The organism is Stenotrophomonas indicatrix (assembly GCF_002750975.1).
Classification (GTDB): Bacteria; Pseudomonadota; Gammaproteobacteria; order Xanthomonadales; family Xanthomonadaceae; genus Stenotrophomonas; species Stenotrophomonas indicatrix.
In genome coordinates, this window is sequence record NZ_PEJS01000001.1 from 3,271,940 (window position 1) to 3,288,738 (window position 16,799).

Below are 16,799 nucleotides of genomic sequence, written 5' to 3' on the forward strand. Positions count from 1 at the left end.
TTGTACCGGGTGGGGGCAATGTCGGCTGGGGTCGGATCCTCTTCCCGTTGGGAAACAGCGCGGATCCGGTAGCGCCGGGCCATGCCCGGCGGCATTTGATTCATGCCGCGCTGCGCGCTCGCCGGGCATGGCCCGGCGCTACCAGGGTACGCGCAGGATCTACTGCCGGCGAACGGCCTGCACGACCGACAGGCGGCGCAGGCGACGCATCACTTCAGCCAGATGGTTGCGGTCGCGTACCTGGATGTTGAACGCCAGCACTGCGGCGTTGAAATCGCGGTCCAGGTAATCCACGCGCTCGATGTTGGAATGGCTCTGCGCGATCGCCGCGGCCAGCTGTGCAAGCACGCCGGTACCGTTCTCCACTTCCACCACCAGCGAGGTGTCGTAGTCGCCGGATACGGTGGTATCCCAGCCGATCAGCACCCAACGCTCGGGCGACTTGCGCAGTTCGGCCAGGTTCGGGCAATCCATGCGGTGCACCACGATGCCCTTGCCGGCCGTGTGGTAGCCCATGATGTCGTCGCCGGGAATGGGCTGGCAGCAGCCGGCGAAGGTGACCACGCCACGCTCGCTGCCGTTGATCAGGATCTTTTCCTGCGAGCTGTGGCGCGAATGCGCGCCGCCGCGCAGTTCGGCGTAGGCCATCAGTGCCTGCGCAGCCTGGGTCGGCATCCAGTTGCCCAGCGCGACTTCCGCCAGCAGGGCCTCCAGGCGCGGGAACCGGTGTTCGGCCAGGAAGGCATCCAGGCGGCCCTTGGGCAGGCGCTCCAGCGAGCTGTCCATCGCCTCCAGCGCGCGGTCGAGCATGCGGTGGCCCAACTGCACGGCGTCTTCGTGCTCCAGCTGCTTGAGCTGGTGGCGGATGGCGGTGCGCGCCTTGCTGGTCACCACGAATTCGAGCCACTGCGGCTTGGGCGTGGCCGAGCGCGCGGTGATGATCTCCACCGACTGCCCCGACACCAGCTTGGTGCGCAGTGGCACCAGTTTCTTGTCCACGCGCGAGGCCACAGCCATGTTGCCGACGTCGGTATGCACGGCGTAGGCGAAGTCGAGCGCGGTGGAATTGCGCGGCAGGGCCAGGATCTTGCCCTTGGGGGTGAACAGGTAGACCTCGTCCGGGAACAGGTCGACCTTGACGTTGTCGAGGAACTCCAGCGACGAACCGGCGGCCCGCTGCGAATCGATCAGTTCGACGATCCAGGCGTGGGCGCGGCTCTGCGCGCTGTTGGGCGAATCACCGCCGAACTTGTAGGTCCAGTGCGCAGCCACGCCGCGCTCGGCGATCAGGTCCATTTCCTCGGTGCGGATCTGCACCTCGATCGGCGAACCATACGGGCCGAACAGCACCGTGTGCAGCGACTGGTAACCGTTGGCCTTGGGAATGGCGATGAAATCGCGGAAGCGCCCATCCAGCGGCTTGAACGCGGCATGCACCGCGCCCAGCGAGTGGTAGCACTGCGGTACGCCGCGCACCACCAGGCGGAAGCCGAACACATCCATCACCTGGTCGAAGGATTTGTTCTCGTCGCGCATCTTGTTGTAGATGCTCCACGGGGTCTTGATGCGGCTGACCAGGCGGTGCTCGATGCCTTCCTTGGCCAAGCGCTGCGACAGCTGCACTTCCACCTGCGCCAGCGCCTCGCGGCGCACGACCGGCTGGCTGCGGATGTGCTTTTCCAGGATCGCGTGGCGCCACGGGTACAGCGCCTTGAAGCCAAGGTTCTGCAGTTCGCTCTTGACCAGGCTCATGCCCAGCCGCTGCGCGATCGGGGCGTAGATCTCCAACGTCTCGCGGGCGATGCGGCCACGCGCTTCGCGGCTCTGCGCGCCCAGCGTGCGCATGTTGTGCAGGCGGTCGGCCAGCTTGATCATGATCACGCGCAGGTCGCGCGACATCGCCAGCAGCATCTTGCGGAAGCTCTCGGCGGCCGCTTCCTGGCGGTCGCGGAACTTCAGCTTGTCCAGCTTGGTGACGCCGTCCACCAGTTCGGCCACGGCTTCGCCGAACTCGGCCGACAGGGCCTCGCGGGTCAGCGGGGTGTCTTCGATGGTGTCGTGCAGGATCGCGGCGATCAGCGCTTCCACGTCCAGGCCGAGCTCGGCCAGCACCTGGGCCACGGCCACCGGATGGGTGATGTAGGGTTCGCCCGACTTGCGCGTCTGCCCAGCGTGCGCGGAGGCGCCGACTTCCCACGCACGGCGCAGCAGCGGCAGCTGCTCGGGCGGCAGGTAGTGGGCGGCGCGTTCGAGCTGGAGGACGTAATCGGGTACGGCGGCAGCGGGGACTGCGGCGACCTTGGCAGTGGGGCCTGGGTTCATGGCCAAAGCCTATGCCAGTGCGACGTTTACGGCAAACCCTGAATGCGAAACAGCCCGCACGGGGCGGGCTGTTCGGCGTATCCAGCAATGACGTTGATCGATGCGATCAATCGTCGTTCTTGGACATGTCTTCGTCGGCGACCACTTCAGCGGCGGCCCACTCCAGCGCTTCGCGCTCGGCGCGCTCACGCTCGGCCTTCTCGACTTCGTCGATCAGCGCGTTGTCGATCTTGCGGGCAGCGATTTCGCGCAGCGCCAGCACGGTCGGCTTGTCCTCGGTCTCGCTGTTGTCCAGCGTGGCCTGCACGCCATTGGCGAGCTGACGGGCGCGCTTGGAGGCCATCATCACCAGCTCGAAACGGTTGTTAACGACTTCCAGGCAATCTTCTACGGTAATGCGGGCCATACGGGCTCCCGGCGACCGGTCGGCCGCTCAGTCGAATGAGGGAAAGGGGACGGAGTGTACTGGCAGGGGCTGGACAAAATCAAGCCAACCCCCACCGGACCCTTTAGGAATCAATCAGTTGAACCCGCATCCGGGGTCAGCAGGGCCTGGATCAGGCCGGCATGGCGGACCTTCTGGGCGTCCCGGCGCAGGCGGCTGGCGGTGAAGATCGCACACAGTTCGTCCACGGCGGTGTCGAACACTTCATTGACGATGACGTAGTCGAACTCGTTGAAGTGCAGCATTTCATCGCGGGCGGCGCCCAGGCGCTGGGCGATGACCGCCTCGCTGTCCTGGCCACGCTTGCGCATGCGGTCCTGCAGGGCCTGCTTGGACGGCGGCAGGATGAACACCGTCACCGTGCCCGGCACCAGCTGGCGCACCTGCTGCGCGCCCTGCCAGTCGATTTCCAGCAGCACGTCCTGGCCGGCGGCCAGCTGCGGCTCCACCGACTGCCGGGCGGTGCCCTTCCAGTCACCATGCACCCAGGCGTGTTCGAAGAAATCGCCGGCGGCGATCATTTCCTCGAACTTCTCGGCGCTGACGAAGTGGTAGTGCTGGCCGTTCACTTCACCCGGGCGCATGGCGCGCGAGGTGAACGAGATCGACAGGGCAATCTGCGGGTCGCGGGCCAGGGTGGCGTTGACGATGCTGCTCTTGCCGGCGCCGGAGGGGGCGGCAACGATGTACAGCGTGCCGCGTGCGATCGCGGCCGGGGGCGTGGAAATGCTCATTCGATGTTCTGCACCTGCTCGCGGATCTGGTCGATCAGCACCTTCAGCTCGACGGCGGCGTTGGACGTGCGGCTGTCCACCGACTTGGAGCCAAGCGTGTTGGCCTCGCGGTTGAACTCCTGCAGCAGGAAGTCCAGGCGGCGGCCGACCGGTTCACGCTGCTTGAGCACGCGGCGGATCTCGACGATATGGCTGGACAGGCGATCCAGCTCCTCGTCCACGTCCAGCTTCTGCAGCCACATCACCAGTTCCTGCTCGGCGCGGCCCGGATCAACCGGATGCGGCAGGTCGGCCAGGCGAGCGGCGAGCTTGGTGCGCTGGCCGTCGCGAATGGCGGGAATCAGCGTACGGACCTCCGCGGCGATGCGCTCGATGGCATCCACGCGCTCGGCGATGGCGGTGGCCAGCGTATTGCCTTCACGCTCGCGGGCGGCGATAAAGCCCTCCAGCACCTGGTCCAGCAGCGCCAGTGCTTCAATCTGCAGGGCTGCCGCATCGGTGGCCTCACCCTGGGTAACGCCCGGCAGCTGCAGCAGGTCGGTGAAGCTGACCTGCAGGTTGGGGAAATCGGAGGTCAGCCGGTGCGCCAGCTGGCCCAGCTGGCCCAGCAGCACCTCGTTGACCTGCAGGCTGGCGGCCGAGTCCGGCGCGCGCAGGCGCATCACCAGATCCAGCTTGCCACGGCTCAGGCGCGCGGAAATGCGTTCGCGCAGCTGCGGTTCCAATGCGCGCAGTTCCTCGGGCAGGCGCGTGCCCACTTCCAGGAAGCGGTGGTTGACCGAGCGCAGCTCGCAGCCCAGCGTTCCCCACGGGGTGGAGCGCTCGCCGCCGGCATAGGCCGTCATGCTTCGAATCATGGATGTATCCGGTGCTTGCAAAGGGGGAATGGTACCCTAGCGGTCTCTTTTGAGCCCCTTTCCCCGCCCCGTGAAGGCCGCGGGGATGGTGGCGTACTCCCTTTCCCTACGGAACCTGCCCCATGTCCGATTTCCGCCCCAGTGGCCGTCAGCCCGATCAGCTGCGCCCGGTCGTCATCCAGCGCGGTTTCACCCGCCACGCCGAAGGTTCGGTGCTGGTCTGCTTCGGTGAAACCCGCGTGCTGTGCACGGCCAGCATCGAGAACCGGGTGCCGGGCTTCCTGCGTGGCAAGGGCGAAGGCTGGGTGACCGCCGAGTACGGCATGCTGCCGCGCGCCACCCACACCCGCAGCGACCGCGAAGCCGCACGCGGCAAGCAGGGCGGCCGCACGCTGGAGATCCAGCGCCTGATCGGTCGCAGCCTGCGCGCCTGCGTGGACCGAAACGCACTGGGCGAACGCACCATCACCCTGGACTGCGACGTGCTGCAGGCCGACGGCGGCACCCGTACCGCGGCCATCACCGGCGCCTACGTGGCCCTGGTCGATGCGGTGAACGTGCTGATGAAGCGCGGCGACATCAAGCGCAATCCGATCCTCGGCGCGGTGGCGGCGGTGTCGGTCGGCGTCTACCGCGGCACCCCGGTGCTGGACCTGGACTACGCCGAAGACAGCGACTGCGACACCGACATGAACGTGGTGATGAACGACGGCGGCGGTTTCATCGAACTGCAGGGCACCGCCGAAGGCCATGCCTTCCGCCGTGACGAGCTCGATGCCCTGCTGGGCCTGGCCGAGAAGGGCGTGACCGAGCTGCTGGCCGCGCAGCAGGCAGCGCTGTCGGCATGAACCGGCGCATTGCCCTGACCACCCTGGTGGTGGCCGACTATGACGAGGCCATCGCCTGGTACACCGGCAAGCTCGGCTTCCAGCTGCTGGACGACATCGACCAGGGCAGCAAGCGCTGGGTGGTGGTCGGCCCGACCGATGGCAGCGCCGCCGCCCTGCTGCTGGCCCGCGCCAGCGACGACGAGCAGCGCAGTCGTATCGGCAACCAGACCGGTGGCCGCGTCGGCTTCTTCCTCAACACCGATGACTTCCGCCGCGACCACGCGGCGATGCTGGCTGCCGGTGTCCAGTTCCTGGAAGAACCGCGCGAAGAACCCTACGCCACGGTCGCGGTGTTCCGCGACCTGTACGGCAACACCTGGGACCTGTTGGAGCCCCGCTGATGAAGAAGCTTGTCCTGGCCAGCCACAACGCTGGCAAGCTGGTGGAAATGCAGGAAATCCTCGCCGACCTGCCGCTGCAGATCACCTCTGCCGCCGAACTGGGGCTGGGCGATGTGGAAGAGACCGGCCTGACCTTCGTCGAGAACGCGCTGCTGAAGGCGCGCGCGGCCTGCGAAGCGACCGGCCTGCCGGCGCTGGCCGATGATTCGGGCCTGATCGTCGATGCCCTCGGCGGTGCACCGGGCCTGTACAGCGCGCGCTATGCCGGTCACCCGACCAATGCGGCGGCCAACAATGCCAAGTTGCTGGAAGCGATGGCCGACATCGCCGATGGCCAGCGCAGCGCCCGCTTCTACGCCGTGATCGTGCTGCTGCGCCATGCCACCGACCCGCAGCCGCTGATCTGCGAAGGCCGCTGGGAAGGTCAGATCATCCGCGAACTGCGCGGTACGAATGGGTTCGGCTACAACCCGGTGTTCCTGGACACCACCCACGGCCTGACGGCTGCGGAAATGGAACCGGCGTTGAAGAACGCCATCAGCCATCGCGCCATCGCCCTGCAGCAGCTCAAGCAGCAGCTCGCGGCCTGGCTCTGATACCCCACCCGATCGACACAGGGAAGCCGGCCAGCGGCCGGCACTACCGATGACCACCATGCCGCACGATCACGATCACGACCACGACCACTGCAACCACCTGCCCGGCGAGTCCTGCGACCACGACACACCACCGCGTCTGGTGCCACCGCCGCTGGCGCTGTACGTGCATCTGCCGTGGTGTGTGCGCAAGTGCCCGTACTGCGACTTCAACTCGCACCAGGCCAAGGGCGAACTGCCCTTCGATGCCTACATCGATGCGCTGGTGCGCGACCTCGACCAGGACCTGCCGCTGGTCTGGGGCCGGGTGGTCAGCAGCGTGTTCTTCGGGGGTGGCACGCCCAGCCTGTTCCCGCCCGAGGCGATCGACCGCTTCCTGCAGCAGGCCAGTGCCCGCCTGCGCTTTGCACCGAATGCCGAGATCACCCTGGAAACCAACCCGGGCACCGCCGAGCACGGTCGCTTTGATCGTTACCGCGCGGCCGGGGTCAACCGCCTCAGCTTCGGCATCCAGAGTTTTGATGATGCCGCGCTGAAAAGACTGGGCCGCATCCACGACAGTGGCGAGGCCGAGCGCGCGGTGAAGATGGCGCAGGACGCGGGCTACGACAACTTCAACATCGACCTGATGTACGCACTGCCGGAGCAGACCCTGGCCGGTGCCGAGGCCGATCTGGAACGCGCGTTCGCGTTGCAGCCGGCCCACATCTCGCACTACCAGCTGACCCTGGAACCGAACACCGTGTTCTTCGCGCGGCCGCCGCAGGGCATCCCCGATGAAGACAATGCCTGGGACATGCAGGAACACTGCCAGGCGCTGCTGGCGCAGGCCGGCTTCGGCCAGTACGAGGTGAGTGCCTATGCCCGCCCCGGCCGGCAGAGCGCGCACAACCTGAATTACTGGCGTTTTGGTGACTACCTGGGCATCGGTGCCGGCGCACACGGCAAGATCAGTTCCGGCGCCGAGGAACACGTGCTGCGACGCTGGAAGCACAAGCACCCGCAGACGTTCATGGATACCGCAGGCACGGCCGCATCGTTCGGCGGTGACGAAGTGATTGCCGCCGAGCGCCTGCCGTTCGAGTACATGCTCAACCTGCTGCGCCTGCACGAAGGGTTCAGCCTGCGCGACTTCGAATCGCGCACCGGCCTGGCCCGCAGCGTGCTGGACGTACCACTGCGCGAAGCAGTGCAGCGTGGCTGGCTGGTGGTGGCAGACGGGCACGTGCAGCCGACCGAACTGGGCCGGCGCTTCACCAACGATGTGGTCAGCCTGTTCCTGGAAGCATGATCTGCTGCGGCGCCGCCATCGAAGGCGGCCCTGAATGGATCCATCGCTAAAGTAGCGCCTTCACCGGCCGACACGGTAGATTCCAAGATCGATCCGCGGGAATCCGGACCCCCTCGCCGATGTCTGCTGTCTTTTCCCTTTCCAGTGCCGACACTGCCCGCCTGGCGGCAGCCGACCTGCCGCCGCGCGTGCGCGAGCTGCTGGGCGCGTTGATCGGCCTGTGCCACCAGGCCCTGACGGCACCGCTGATCCTGACCGTGGAAGCGCTGGAGCAGACCCTGCTGCATGACGCCGACCATGCCCGCAACCCGCAACAGCAGGCCGACCTGCTGGCACAGCGCGGCCAGCTGCATGCGTTCGCCGGCCACTTCAGCGACCGCATGCTCGATGCGCTGGCCGATGCGCTTGCGCGGCTGCGTGAACCGATCACCCCGGTCGTGGCTGCCGCCACACCACCGCCCTTGCCCGGCATGCTGGGGTTGAGCCTGGTGGCCGAGCATGAAGTCGACCGCGACCTGCTGCTGACCGAAATGGTGCGCCGGGAAACCCTGCGTTCGGCCAACGCCTTGAACCTGCTGGGCCAGCGCCTGGGTGTTGTCGCCGGTGCACCGGCCTTTGAAGCTGACACCCTGCCCCTGGCACCGCAGGCCCTGTGCGCGATGGTGCGGAAGCTGGCCGAGCAGGATGCCCTCAGCGCCGAGGTACAGATGGCGCTGTACCGTAGCTTCGAGCGGCAGGTACTGGAGCGGCTGGGCAACGTGCTCGACCGCGCCAATGCGCTGCTGGCACAGCACGGCATCCTGCCGGGCCTGGTCTACACCCCGTACCTGGCACGTTCTTCGAGCACCCGCCGGATCATCACCCAGTCGGTCGGCAGCGGCCGCAGCGGACGCCCGTCTCCGCGCGTGCCCACGCCGATGACCGGCTGGGGTGGCTCGGCACCGCCCGGCTCGTGGTCGACGTTGATGCAGGACGCCTTCGCGGATGCGGACGCGCCCGGCGCGTCGGCCGGCATGACGGTACCGGCCAGCAGCGTGCTGCACGAGATGCTGCAACAGGCGCGGCAGACCCCACAGCCAGCGGCCGATCCAGCGGCCCTGCCCAGTGCAGCGGTTGATGCCGTGCTGGCGCGCCTGCAGGGGCAGGCCAGCGCCGCCAGCGCCATGACCGATCTGCAGGCCGCCGTGCTCGCCCAGCTGCGCAGCGAACATGGCACGCAGGCCAGCCTTGGCAGCCACGACCGCGACAATCTCGATCTGCTGCGCCTGCTGCTGCAGCAGGTGCAGCAGCAGCAACGGCCGGACCCGGTGCCAGCTGCGCTGCTCGCGCGCCTGCAGGTACCGCTGGCGCGCGCAGCGATGGCCGACCCGGGCTTCTTCGTGCGCGACGAACATCCTGCACGCGAACTGCTCAACCATGTCGCTGAAGCCGGCGCCAGCTGGCTCGGCGATGACGATGTCGATCCGCAGCTGCTGCAGCGGCTGGCGCAGAGCGTGCAGGGCCTGCTCGGCCAGGATGCACGCACGCCCGAGGCCTTTGCCGCCGCCAACGACGAGATACAGCAGCACCAGCGCGCCGCCGCGCACCGCGCCGAGCTGGCCGAGCGCCGCCACGTGGAAGCCGCACGCGGCAAGGAGCGGCTGGAACTTGCGCGACGCCAGGCCAATGCGCAGATCGACCAGTGCTGCGATACGCAGGAGCCGCCGCGCTTCGTACAGACACTGCTGCGCCAGGCGTGGGCAGATGCATTGACACTGACCCGCCTGCGCCACGGCGATGATTCGCCGCAATGGCAGGAGCGCCTGCAGCAGACCGAACGCATCGCGGCGATCACTGCCGAGGCCGCCAGCGAAAGCAGCGCGACCGACGCTGCGCTGGCTGCCGAGGTTGAATCGGCCCTGCTGCAGGTGGGCTACCACGCAGAGGAGGCGGCTGCCGTCGCGCGCCGCCTGTCCACGCCGGGTGGCGAAGACGAAAGCACCTCGCGCACCGAGCTCAGTGCACGCCTGAAGGCCCATGCACGGCTGGGCGAACACACCGGCGCACAGGCCCTGGCAAGCGACGCCGCACCGCGCAGCGAGGCCGAGGAGGCCAGTTACCAGCAGCTGTGCGCGCTGCCCTTCGGCAGCTGGTTTGATATCGACGATGGCGAAGGCGCGCTGCGCCGCCAGCGCCTGTCCTGGTACAGCCTGCTGACCGGTCATGTGCTGCTGGTCAACGCGCGTGGGCAGAAGATCGGCGAGACCACCCTGGATGCCCTCGCCCGGCAGATGGCCGTCGGACGCGCGCAGCTGGTCACCGAAGACAAGGGCCGTCTGGTCGACCGCGCCTGGCAGGCCAGCCTGAGCGCACTGCGCACGCTGGCCGGACGTCGCCCGCAGGAGCCCAACGCATGAGTACGCAGCCGCCCGTTGATACCCGCCGCGCGCCGCGCCGGCAGGTGTCCGATCTGGTACCGGTGACCGACCAGATGCGCGACAGCGTGGTCGGCCGGCTTGGCAACGTGTCCGAGACCGGCATGCTGATGCTGGCCAGCGCCGCGCTGCGCGACGATGCGCTGTATCAGTTGCGCTTCCCGTTGCCATTGGCCGATGGCCGCAGCGAGTGGATCGACGTCGGCGTACACCTGCTGTGGAGCGAACCGGCGCATGCCCCCGGCCAGAGCTGGGCAGGCTTCCGCTTCCTGACCCTGTCACGCGAGCATCGGCAGCTGCTGCGCCGGTGGATCGGCGAAGACAGCGACGAGGCACCGGTTTCGACGGGCTGAGTGCCGGTTCCGGCACAGCGGATTGCGTCGGTATCCGGCAGAATCTAGGGCCGTTTTCCGTGTCGAGCCACCGCAATGATCCAGCAAGACCCCGGCGCCCTGTATCCCGACCACCTGGCCGTGCTGTGCCGACGCGCCGAGCAGGCGCTGGCACGCGGCGGCTTCGACCACCTGGTGGTGCCCAGCGGCACCCTGCACTACCAGGTCTTCGACGATCGTGACTATCCGTACGCGGTCAACCCGCAGTTCAAGGCCTGGCTGCCGCTGACCCGTGTACCCAACAGCTGGATCGTGTTCACCCCGGGCAAGCGTCCGGCGGTGATCTTCCACCAGCCGTTCGACTACTGGCATGTGGTGCCGGATGCACCGAGCGGCTGGTGGGTCGAGCACTTCGACATCCATATCATCCGCACGCCGGACGAAGCGCTGGCACTGCTGCCGCCCGACCCGGCGCGCTGCGCGATCCTGGGTGAGCCGCAGAGCGCGCTGGGCGCGTATGTGCCCAACAATCCGGCGCCGGTGGTGAACTACCTGGAATGGCACCGCGGCAGCAAGACGCCGTACGAAATCGCCCTGATGCGCCAGGCGCAGGTGCTCGGCGTGCGCGGCCATCGCGCGGCCGAAGCGGCGTTCCGCAACGGCGCCGACGAGTTCAGCATCCACATGGCGTACTGCCAGGCCGTGGGCCAGGACGCCACCGAGCTGCCGTACGGCAACATCGTGGCCTTGAACGAGCATGCGGCGGTGCTGCATTACACCGAACTGGGCCGCAAGGCACCGCAGCCGCTGCGCAGCTTCCTGATCGATGCCGGCGCCAGCGCGCACGGCTATGCCAGCGACATCACCCGCACCTACGCCGCCGCCGGCCATGACGAGTTCGCGGCGATGATCGAAGCGGTCGATGCCGCGCAGCAGACGATGTGCGCGGCCGTGCGCCCGGGCTTCGACTACAAGCAGCTGCACGTGGATGCGCACCTGTCGCTGATGGGCGTGCTGAAGGACTTCGGCGTGATCAAGGTATCGCCGCAGACTGCGCTGGAAACCGGCGTCAGCGCCGCGTTCTTCCCGCATGGCATCGGCCACCTGATCGGCCTGCAGGTGCATGACGTGGCCGGTTTCGCGGCCAGCGATGAAGGCGGCCGCATCGAGCGTCCTGCCGGCCATCCGTACCTGCGCCTGACCCGCGTGCTGGAGCCGGGCATGGTGGTGACGATCGAGCCGGGCCTGTACTTCATCGACATGCTGTTGAACGAAGTGAAGGCCGCCGGTCATGGCGATGCGATCAACTGGGAGCGTGTGGACTTCTTCCGTCCGTACGGCGGCATCCGCATTGAAGACGAAGTGCTGTGCTCTGATGGCGAGGCGGACAACCTGACGCGCCCGGTGTTTGCGGCGGCGAACGGCTGAGCCCCTCGTGGTTGGATGCTGAAATCAAAAGCCGCGGTTGGCGGGGCGGGTGGGCCATGCAGGGGACGCTGCAAGTACGTCCCTGTAAGCTCGATGGCGCCATCCATGGCGCCAACGCCCCTGCATGGCCCACCCGCCCCACCTTTGACAGTTCCTTGCGCGCGTCCAACCACGGAAAAGAAAAAAGAAAAGCAGGAGCGGGTCGCTTGCTGCGCTCGCTCCGTGTCGACCAAGGTCGACACCTACCAATAGTCCCGCGTGCCGACAACCGCCGTTACCAACAGCCGCGGGAAACTGTCGAAGGCGGGGTACTGTGGGTTTGCGGGGTGTGAGCGGCATGGATGCCGCGACCAAGCCTACAAGGACGTACTTGCGGCGGCCCCGCAAACCCACAGTACCCCGCCATCCCATCGAATGCCGCTGTTGCTGTTGCTGTTGCTCTGGCTTGTAGCGGATGCAGGGCTGCAAGCCCTGCAAAAACACCCTTACCCCGCCATCAACGCTTCGATCTCGTCGGCGCTGCGTTCCAGCCCTTCGGTCAACACCCGATGCCCGTCGTCGGTGATCAGCACGTCATCTTCCGTACGGATGCCGATGCCGCGCCAGCGCGGTTCCACCGTTGTGTCGTCCACGCCGATATACAGCCCCGGCTCGATGGTGAACGCCATGCCCGGCTCCAGCAGGCGTGAATCGCCGGCCAGGCGGTAGTCGCCTACGTCGTGCACATCCAGCCCGATCCAGTGCCCGGTCTTGTGCCGGTAGAAGCGCTGGTACAAGCCTTCGGTGAGATTCTTTTCCAGCGTGCCCTTCAACAGGCCCAGCTGCAGCAACCCCTCGGTAAGGGTCTGCACCGCCGCCAGATGGCCCATTTCGTACGCCACGCCCGGTTTGGCCTGGGCAAGCGCCGCCGCCTGCGCGGCACCCACCAGATCATGCAGCGCGCGCTGCTCGGCGCTGAAACGACCATTGACCGGGAACGTACGGGTGATGTCACTGGCGTAGCCGCGGTACTCGGCGCCGGCATCGATCAACACCAGTTCACCGTCGCGCGAGCGTGCGTTGTTGTCGCGGTAATGCAGGATGCAGGCGTTGCGGCCGGCACCGACGATGCTGCAGTACGCAGGCACCGCGTCGTTGGCACGGAACACCCGCTCCAGTTCGGCCTGCAGTTCGTACTCGTGGATGCCCGCCTTCGCACGCTGCATGGCCGCGCGATGCGCCAGCACACTGATGTCGGCCGCGCGCTGCATCAACGCCACCTCGGCACCGGACTTGAACAACCGCTGCTCGTGCAGCAGATGGCCCAGTTCCAGGAACTCATGCGGCGGCTGCGCACCATGACGCACCTGCGAACGTACGCGGTTCACCCAGCCGATCAGCTTCAGGTCGAAATCCGCATCGCGGCCGAAGTGGTAGTACACCCGCGAACGCCCTTCCAGCAGGCCCGGCAGGATGTCGTCCAGGTCGGTGATCGGGTAGGCATCGTCCATCGCGAACTGCGCCACGGCGCCTTCCTGGCCGGCGCGACCGCCATCCCAGGCTTCGCGCTCGGGATCGCGCTCGCGGCAGAACAGGATCGCTTCGCCGTGGCGCCGGCCGGGAATCAGCACCAGTACCGCTTCCGGCTCCGGGAAGCCGCTCAGGTACTGGAAATCCGAATCCTGCCGGTACGGATAATGGGTATCAAGGCTGCGCACCTTCTCAGATGCCGCCGGCAGCACCAGGATCGCGTCTTCGCCCGCCATGTCCATCAACTGCCGGCGACGACGCTTGTACTCGCCGGCAGCGATGCCGGTGCGCTGCTTGATATCCATCAGTTCAGGCGCTGCCGATGGCGCGCGGCCAGCACCACGTCACCGTGCAGCAGCAGCACCGCCACGCGGATGAACTCCTCGATCTCCGACAGGGCTTCGTCGTCATCATCACCGCCCGCTTCAAAATCCTCGCTCGAGGCACGGGCCAGGCTGGCCAGGTCGTTCAGCGCCTCCTCGCCTTCTTCGGACAGGGCCGGCCGGTGGCCGCCACTGCCCAGGCCGAAGCCGCCCAGGAAGGAACGGGTCCAGCTGAACATGGCGTCCGCCTGCGCGGCCACGTCGCTGCTGTCGGTCAACAGCAGCTCGAAGGCGAAGTCCCGGTCTTCCAGCTGCTTGATGGTGGCCTCCAGCAACTGCGCCAGCGCACTGTCGGCAGCTGCCTGCGGCAGATTGTCGTCGGCCAGCACGCGCGCCGGCCAATCGTTGCCGGGAGCACCACCAGCGGCCAGCCAGCCGCACAGCCCGCCATGCAGCTCGGCAGCAGTGGCGCCCAGGCCCAGTTCCTGGCTGGCGCGGGTAACGTCGTCGACGGAGGGAAGTTCGGTCATCGTGCGGCTCGTTCGGAAGGGAAACTGCGGAGCGCGCACGCGCGCGCCCGTGAGCCCGGTAGTGTAGCAATGTGTCCGCCTGCTCTCCGTAGCCGCCGGGCCCTGCTGCGACAGTGCTTGACCGCCCTGACCCGGCTTGCCTATCGTGCGGGCATGGAACCCGCCGATCCCCTTGCCCAGCTGCAGGCCTTCGCCGCCCGTGTGGAGGCGTTGCTCGACCGCAACCAGCGGCTGGCCGAGGAGAACCGCAGCCTGCGCCACCAGCAGGAACAGCTGGTGGCCGAGCGCTCGACGCTGCTGGCCAAGAACGAGCAGGCGCGTTCCCGGGTCGAAGCGATGATCACCCGGCTCAAATCCCTGGAGCAGCACACATGAGTGCCGAACCGGTCAGCGTCCGAATCCTAGACCGCGAATACACGGTCGGCGTTGGTGGCGATGAACGCGACAGCCTGATGGCGGCCGCCCGCCTGCTGGATGCGCGCATGCGCGAGATCCGCGGCAGCAACCGGATGGCCGCGGTGGACCGCATCGCGGTGCTGGCGGCACTCAACCTGGCACACGAACTGCAGCTGCTGCGCGATGAGAACGCCCGCCAGGCGGTCGCCCTGCAACAGACCCTGGCCGACCTGAACCGGCGCCTGGACCGGGCGATCGACAGCAGCACCTGAGATAGGCGCGGAATGCGCCTTCTCTTTTCTGAATTGGCACGCACTGTTGCCGACGAACGGCCTATCCAGATCACGCGCGGTAGCTATAATGGCCACGCGTTCTCTGCGGTACTCGACGGCATGTGCAAACATTCGCCTTGTCCCTTAAGAACGACACCGGGAGCGCGACAGCGCCGGGAGTGCAGGTCCGCCTTGCAGCGGGAAGCCCGATGGTTCTCCAGCGTTCCCACTTGAGCCCCCGGGTTCAAGGTCGTTTCGCATGCATCGACATTGCGGAGAATGCAATATTCCAGCAAGGGCGGCGTCTTCGGGCGTCGCCCTTGTTCTTTCCGGCACAATGACGGCTGATCCTTGCCGCACGCTGCCATGACCGACCCGCGACAGGCCCTGCGCCACGAGCTGCGGCAACGCCGCCGCGACCTTTCCGCCCCCGCCCGTATCGCCGCTGCCGAATCGCTGGCCGATGCGCTGCTGGCGCTGCCGTTCGCCCCGCGCGAAGGCGCCGTGGCCGGCTACTGGGCGCTGGATGGCGAAATCGCCCTGCACCGCTGGCAACTGCAGCTGCCCGATCGCTTGACCTACTGCCTGCCGGTGCTGCACGGCGACGTGCTGCGCTTCGCGCCCTGGCGCCCCGGCCAACCGTTGACCAGCAACCGCTACGGCATTCCCGAACCGGACATCGCCATCGAAGACACGCTGGAACCGGCGCAGATGGCCCTGGTGGTGACGCCGCTGGTGGGCTTCGACGCACGGTGCCGGCGGCTGGGCATGGGAGGTGGCTGGTATGATCGCAGCTTCGCCTTCCGCCATGATCGGCCGGCGCCACCCTGGCTGGTCGGCGCGGCATTCTCGGTGCAGCAGGTCGAGTCCTTGCCGGTGGCGTCCTGGGACGTGCCGGTGGATGCGATCTGCACTGAAGCCGGCACCCTGCTCCCTTCCGCTGCCCCCGTGAACGCATGACCGCCCGCAAGCGCTACTGGCTGATGAAGTCCGAACCGGACGCCTTTTCCATCGACGACCTGGCCAAGGTCAAGGTTGAACCCTGGAACGGCGTGCGCAACTACCAGGCGCGCAATTTCATGCGCGATGGCATGCAGGTCGGTGACGGCATCCTGTTCTACCACTCCAATACCAAGGTGCCCGGCATCGTCGGCCTGGCCACGGTGGCCAGCGCGGCATACCCGGACGACACCCAGTTCGACCCGAAATCCGACTACCACGATCCCAAGAGCACGCGCGAGAACCCGCGCTGGATGCTGGTGGACGTGGCCTTCGACCGCAAGCTGAAGCAGGTGATCGCGCTGGATGAGATCAAGCTGCATGCCGAGGAACTCGGCGAAGGCTTCCCGCTGGTTGCCAAGGGCAACCGCCTGTCGGTGTTCCCGGTGACCGCTGCGCAGTGGAAGCTGCTGCTGTCGCTGGAAAAGAAATCCTGATTCCCTGCCTGAGAGTTCTCCGCAATGTCTGAAGCCAAGCGCCTGGCCGCCGAGAAGGCCATCGAGTACGTCGAAGACGGCATGATCGTCGGTGTCGGCACCGGTTCCACCGTCGCCTATTTCATCGATGCGCTGGCCCGCATCCAGTATCGCATCAAGGGTGCGGTGTCCAGTTCCGAACAGAGCACCGCGCGCCTGAAGCAGCATGGCATCGAGGTGATCGAGCTGAACCACACCGGCACCCTGTCGCTGTACGTGGATGGCGCCGACGAGTGCGATCCCGGCAAGTGCCTGATCAAGGGCGGCGGCGCTGCGCTGACCCGCGAGAAGATCATCGCCGAGGCCAGCGAGCGCTTCGTCTGCATCGTCGACCCGAGCAAGCAGGTACCGGTGCTGGGCAGGTTCCCGCTGCCGGTGGAAGTGATCCCGATGGCCCGCAGCCTGGTTGCCCGCCAGATCCGCGACATGACCGGCGGCCAGCCGACCTGGCGCGAGGGCGTGGTGACCGACAACGGCAACCAGATCCTGGACATCCACAACCTGCAGATCACCGATCCGGAAAAACTGGAGCGTGAGCTCAACCAGCTGCCGGGCGTGGTCTGCGTCGGCCTGTTCGCACGGCGCCGTGCCGATGTGGTGATCGTCGGCGGCGAGCCGCCGATCGTGCTCTGACCCTTTCGAAG

The 16,799-nt window shown here is 67.1% G+C and carries 18 protein-coding genes and 1 other RNA gene; 13 read left to right on the forward strand and 6 right to left on the reverse strand.

Annotated features, from left to right (window positions below; translation table 11 throughout):
• Nucleotides 1–159 precede the first annotated feature (159 nt).
• The 4 genes from CR918_RS15055 to CR918_RS15070 form a co-directional block, all read right to left on the reverse strand.
• Nucleotides 160–2,322 (reverse strand): RelA/SpoT family protein, encoded by a 2,163-nt coding sequence (locus tag CR918_RS15055; protein ID WP_025874213.1) that lies wholly within the window; start codon nucleotides 2,320–2,322, stop codon nucleotides 160–162.
• A 106-nt stretch (nucleotides 2,323–2,428) separates the two neighbouring features.
• The gene (gene rpoZ / locus CR918_RS15060; RefSeq protein ID WP_005410877.1) at nucleotides 2,429–2,728 is read right to left on the reverse strand and encodes a DNA-directed RNA polymerase subunit omega; all 300 of its coding nucleotides are present in this window, start codon (nucleotides 2,726–2,728) and stop codon (nucleotides 2,429–2,431) included.
• Between the two features lie 110 nt (nucleotides 2,729–2,838).
• A complete protein-coding gene (gene gmk, locus CR918_RS15065) occupies nucleotides 2,839–3,501 on the reverse strand; it encodes a guanylate kinase (RefSeq protein ID WP_032976987.1) in 663 nt (220 codons plus the stop codon).
• Nucleotides 3,498–4,358 (reverse strand): YicC/YloC family endoribonuclease, encoded by an 861-nt coding sequence (locus CR918_RS15070; protein WP_032976986.1) that lies wholly within the window; start codon nucleotides 4,356–4,358, stop codon nucleotides 3,498–3,500. The genes gmk and CR918_RS15070 overlap by 4 nt, the downstream gene beginning before the upstream one ends.
• 122 nt (nucleotides 4,359–4,480) lie before the next feature.
• On the opposite strand from CR918_RS15070, the gene rph reads away from it, so the two are divergent.
• The 7 genes from rph (at nucleotide 4,481) to pepQ (ending at nucleotide 11,650) form a co-directional block, all read left to right on the forward strand.
• Nucleotides 4,481–5,206 carry a ribonuclease PH gene (gene rph / locus CR918_RS15075; RefSeq protein ID WP_025874210.1) on the forward strand — a complete coding sequence of 242 codons (726 nt, stop codon included), beginning with the start codon at nucleotides 4,481–4,483 and terminating at the stop codon, nucleotides 5,204–5,206.
• The gene (locus CR918_RS15080) at nucleotides 5,203–5,589 is read left to right on the forward strand and encodes a VOC family protein (RefSeq protein WP_025874209.1); all 387 of its coding nucleotides are present in this window, start codon (nucleotides 5,203–5,205) and stop codon (nucleotides 5,587–5,589) included. Before rph ends, CR918_RS15080 begins: the two co-directional genes overlap by 4 nt.
• The gene (rdgB, locus tag CR918_RS15085) at nucleotides 5,589–6,185 is read left to right on the forward strand and encodes an RdgB/HAM1 family non-canonical purine NTP pyrophosphatase (protein WP_080150629.1); all 597 of its coding nucleotides are present in this window, start codon (nucleotides 5,589–5,591) and stop codon (nucleotides 6,183–6,185) included. The genes CR918_RS15080 and rdgB overlap by 1 nt, the downstream gene beginning before the upstream one ends.
• 58 nt (nucleotides 6,186–6,243) lie before the next feature.
• Complete coding sequence (gene hemW, locus CR918_RS15090) at nucleotides 6,244–7,476, forward strand: radical SAM family heme chaperone HemW (RefSeq protein WP_243379174.1); 1,233 nt, start codon at nucleotides 6,244–6,246, stop codon at nucleotides 7,474–7,476.
• Between the two features lie 119 nt (nucleotides 7,477–7,595).
• Entirely contained in the window at nucleotides 7,596–9,872 is a 2,277-nt protein-coding gene (locus tag CR918_RS15095; RefSeq protein WP_099843533.1) for a DUF1631 family protein, read from the forward strand.
• On the forward strand, nucleotides 9,869–10,243 hold the full coding sequence (locus CR918_RS15100) for a PilZ domain-containing protein (RefSeq protein WP_025874204.1): 375 nt from the start codon (nucleotides 9,869–9,871) through the stop codon (nucleotides 10,241–10,243). Before CR918_RS15095 ends, CR918_RS15100 begins: the two co-directional genes overlap by 4 nt.
• A gap of 75 nt (nucleotides 10,244–10,318) precedes the next feature.
• Complete coding sequence (pepQ, locus tag CR918_RS15105; protein WP_099843535.1) at nucleotides 10,319–11,650, forward strand: Xaa-Pro dipeptidase; 1,332 nt, start codon at nucleotides 10,319–10,321, stop codon at nucleotides 11,648–11,650.
• Between the two features lie 485 nt (nucleotides 11,651–12,135).
• On the opposite strand, the gene CR918_RS15110 is transcribed toward pepQ, so the two are convergent.
• Together CR918_RS15110 and CR918_RS15115 are read right to left on the reverse strand one after the other, a co-directional pair.
• Nucleotides 12,136–13,458 (reverse strand): aminopeptidase P N-terminal domain-containing protein, encoded by a 1,323-nt coding sequence (locus tag CR918_RS15110; RefSeq protein WP_099844393.1) that lies wholly within the window; start codon nucleotides 13,456–13,458, stop codon nucleotides 12,136–12,138.
• A 5-nt stretch (nucleotides 13,459–13,463) separates the two neighbouring features.
• Nucleotides 13,464–14,012, reverse strand: a complete 549-nt coding sequence (locus tag CR918_RS15115) for a UPF0149 family protein (RefSeq protein ID WP_025874201.1) — start codon at nucleotides 14,010–14,012, stop codon at nucleotides 13,464–13,466.
• A 153-nt stretch (nucleotides 14,013–14,165) separates the two neighbouring features.
• On the opposite strand from CR918_RS15115, the gene CR918_RS15120 reads away from it, so the two are divergent.
• The 6 genes from CR918_RS15120 to rpiA all read left to right on the forward strand — a co-directional run bounded on the left by CR918_RS15120 (nucleotide 14,166) and on the right by rpiA (nucleotide 16,788).
• Nucleotides 14,166–14,387, forward strand: coding sequence for a TIGR02449 family protein (locus tag CR918_RS15120; RefSeq protein ID WP_025874200.1), 222 nt, complete (start codon nucleotides 14,166–14,168; stop codon nucleotides 14,385–14,387).
• On the forward strand, nucleotides 14,384–14,680 hold the full coding sequence (locus CR918_RS15125; protein ID WP_025874199.1) for a cell division protein ZapA: 297 nt from the start codon (nucleotides 14,384–14,386) through the stop codon (nucleotides 14,678–14,680). The genes CR918_RS15120 and CR918_RS15125 overlap by 4 nt, the downstream gene beginning before the upstream one ends.
• A 97-nt stretch (nucleotides 14,681–14,777) precedes the next feature.
• A non-coding RNA gene (ssrS, locus tag CR918_RS15130) (6S RNA) lies at nucleotides 14,778–14,963 on the forward strand.
• A gap of 83 nt (nucleotides 14,964–15,046) precedes the next feature.
• A complete protein-coding gene (locus CR918_RS15135) occupies nucleotides 15,047–15,640 on the forward strand; it encodes a 5-formyltetrahydrofolate cyclo-ligase (RefSeq protein ID WP_099843537.1) in 594 nt (197 codons plus the stop codon).
• Nucleotides 15,637–16,116: an EVE domain-containing protein gene (locus CR918_RS15140; RefSeq protein WP_025874197.1), complete on the forward strand. Its 480-nt coding sequence runs from the start codon at nucleotides 15,637–15,639 to the stop codon at nucleotides 16,114–16,116. Before CR918_RS15135 ends, CR918_RS15140 begins: the two co-directional genes overlap by 4 nt.
• Nucleotides 16,117–16,140: 24 nt before the next feature.
• Nucleotides 16,141–16,788 (forward strand): ribose-5-phosphate isomerase RpiA, encoded by a 648-nt coding sequence (rpiA, locus tag CR918_RS15145; protein WP_099843539.1) that lies wholly within the window; start codon nucleotides 16,141–16,143, stop codon nucleotides 16,786–16,788.
• The last annotated feature ends 11 nt before the right edge of the window (nucleotides 16,789–16,799 follow it).

Excerpts from the sequence above, each read along its gene's own strand:
- CR918_RS15055 (WP_025874213.1), bottom strand. The coding sequence starts at position 2,322 with ATGAACCCAGGCCCCACTGCCAAGGTCGCCGCAGTCCCCGCTGCCGCC.
- rpoZ (WP_005410877.1), bottom strand. The coding sequence starts at position 2,728 with ATGGCCCGCATTACCGTAGAAGATTGCCTGGAAGTCGTTAACAACCGT.
- gmk (WP_032976987.1), bottom strand. The coding sequence starts at position 3,501 with ATGAGCATTTCCACGCCCCCGGCCGCGATCGCACGCGGCACGCTGTAC.
- CR918_RS15070 (WP_032976986.1), bottom strand. The coding sequence starts at position 4,358 with ATGATTCGAAGCATGACGGCCTATGCCGGCGGCGAGCGCTCCACCCCG.
- rph (WP_025874210.1), top strand. The coding sequence starts at position 4,481 with ATGTCCGATTTCCGCCCCAGTGGCCGTCAGCCCGATCAGCTGCGCCCG.
- CR918_RS15080 (WP_025874209.1), top strand. The coding sequence starts at position 5,203 with ATGAACCGGCGCATTGCCCTGACCACCCTGGTGGTGGCCGACTATGAC.
- rdgB (WP_080150629.1), top strand. The coding sequence starts at position 5,589 with ATGAAGAAGCTTGTCCTGGCCAGCCACAACGCTGGCAAGCTGGTGGAA.
- hemW (WP_243379174.1), top strand. The coding sequence starts at position 6,244 with ATGCCGCACGATCACGATCACGACCACGACCACTGCAACCACCTGCCC.
- CR918_RS15095 (WP_099843533.1), top strand. The coding sequence starts at position 7,596 with ATGTCTGCTGTCTTTTCCCTTTCCAGTGCCGACACTGCCCGCCTGGCG.
- CR918_RS15100 (WP_025874204.1), top strand. The coding sequence starts at position 9,869 with ATGAGTACGCAGCCGCCCGTTGATACCCGCCGCGCGCCGCGCCGGCAG.
- pepQ (WP_099843535.1), top strand. The coding sequence starts at position 10,319 with ATGATCCAGCAAGACCCCGGCGCCCTGTATCCCGACCACCTGGCCGTG.
- CR918_RS15115 (WP_025874201.1), bottom strand. The coding sequence starts at position 14,012 with ATGACCGAACTTCCCTCCGTCGACGACGTTACCCGCGCCAGCCAGGAA.
- CR918_RS15120 (WP_025874200.1), top strand. The coding sequence starts at position 14,166 with ATGGAACCCGCCGATCCCCTTGCCCAGCTGCAGGCCTTCGCCGCCCGT.
- CR918_RS15125 (WP_025874199.1), top strand. The coding sequence starts at position 14,384 with ATGAGTGCCGAACCGGTCAGCGTCCGAATCCTAGACCGCGAATACACG.
- CR918_RS15135 (WP_099843537.1), top strand. The coding sequence starts at position 15,047 with ATGACCGACCCGCGACAGGCCCTGCGCCACGAGCTGCGGCAACGCCGC.
- CR918_RS15140 (WP_025874197.1), top strand. The coding sequence starts at position 15,637 with ATGACCGCCCGCAAGCGCTACTGGCTGATGAAGTCCGAACCGGACGCC.
- rpiA (WP_099843539.1), top strand. The coding sequence starts at position 16,141 with ATGTCTGAAGCCAAGCGCCTGGCCGCCGAGAAGGCCATCGAGTACGTC.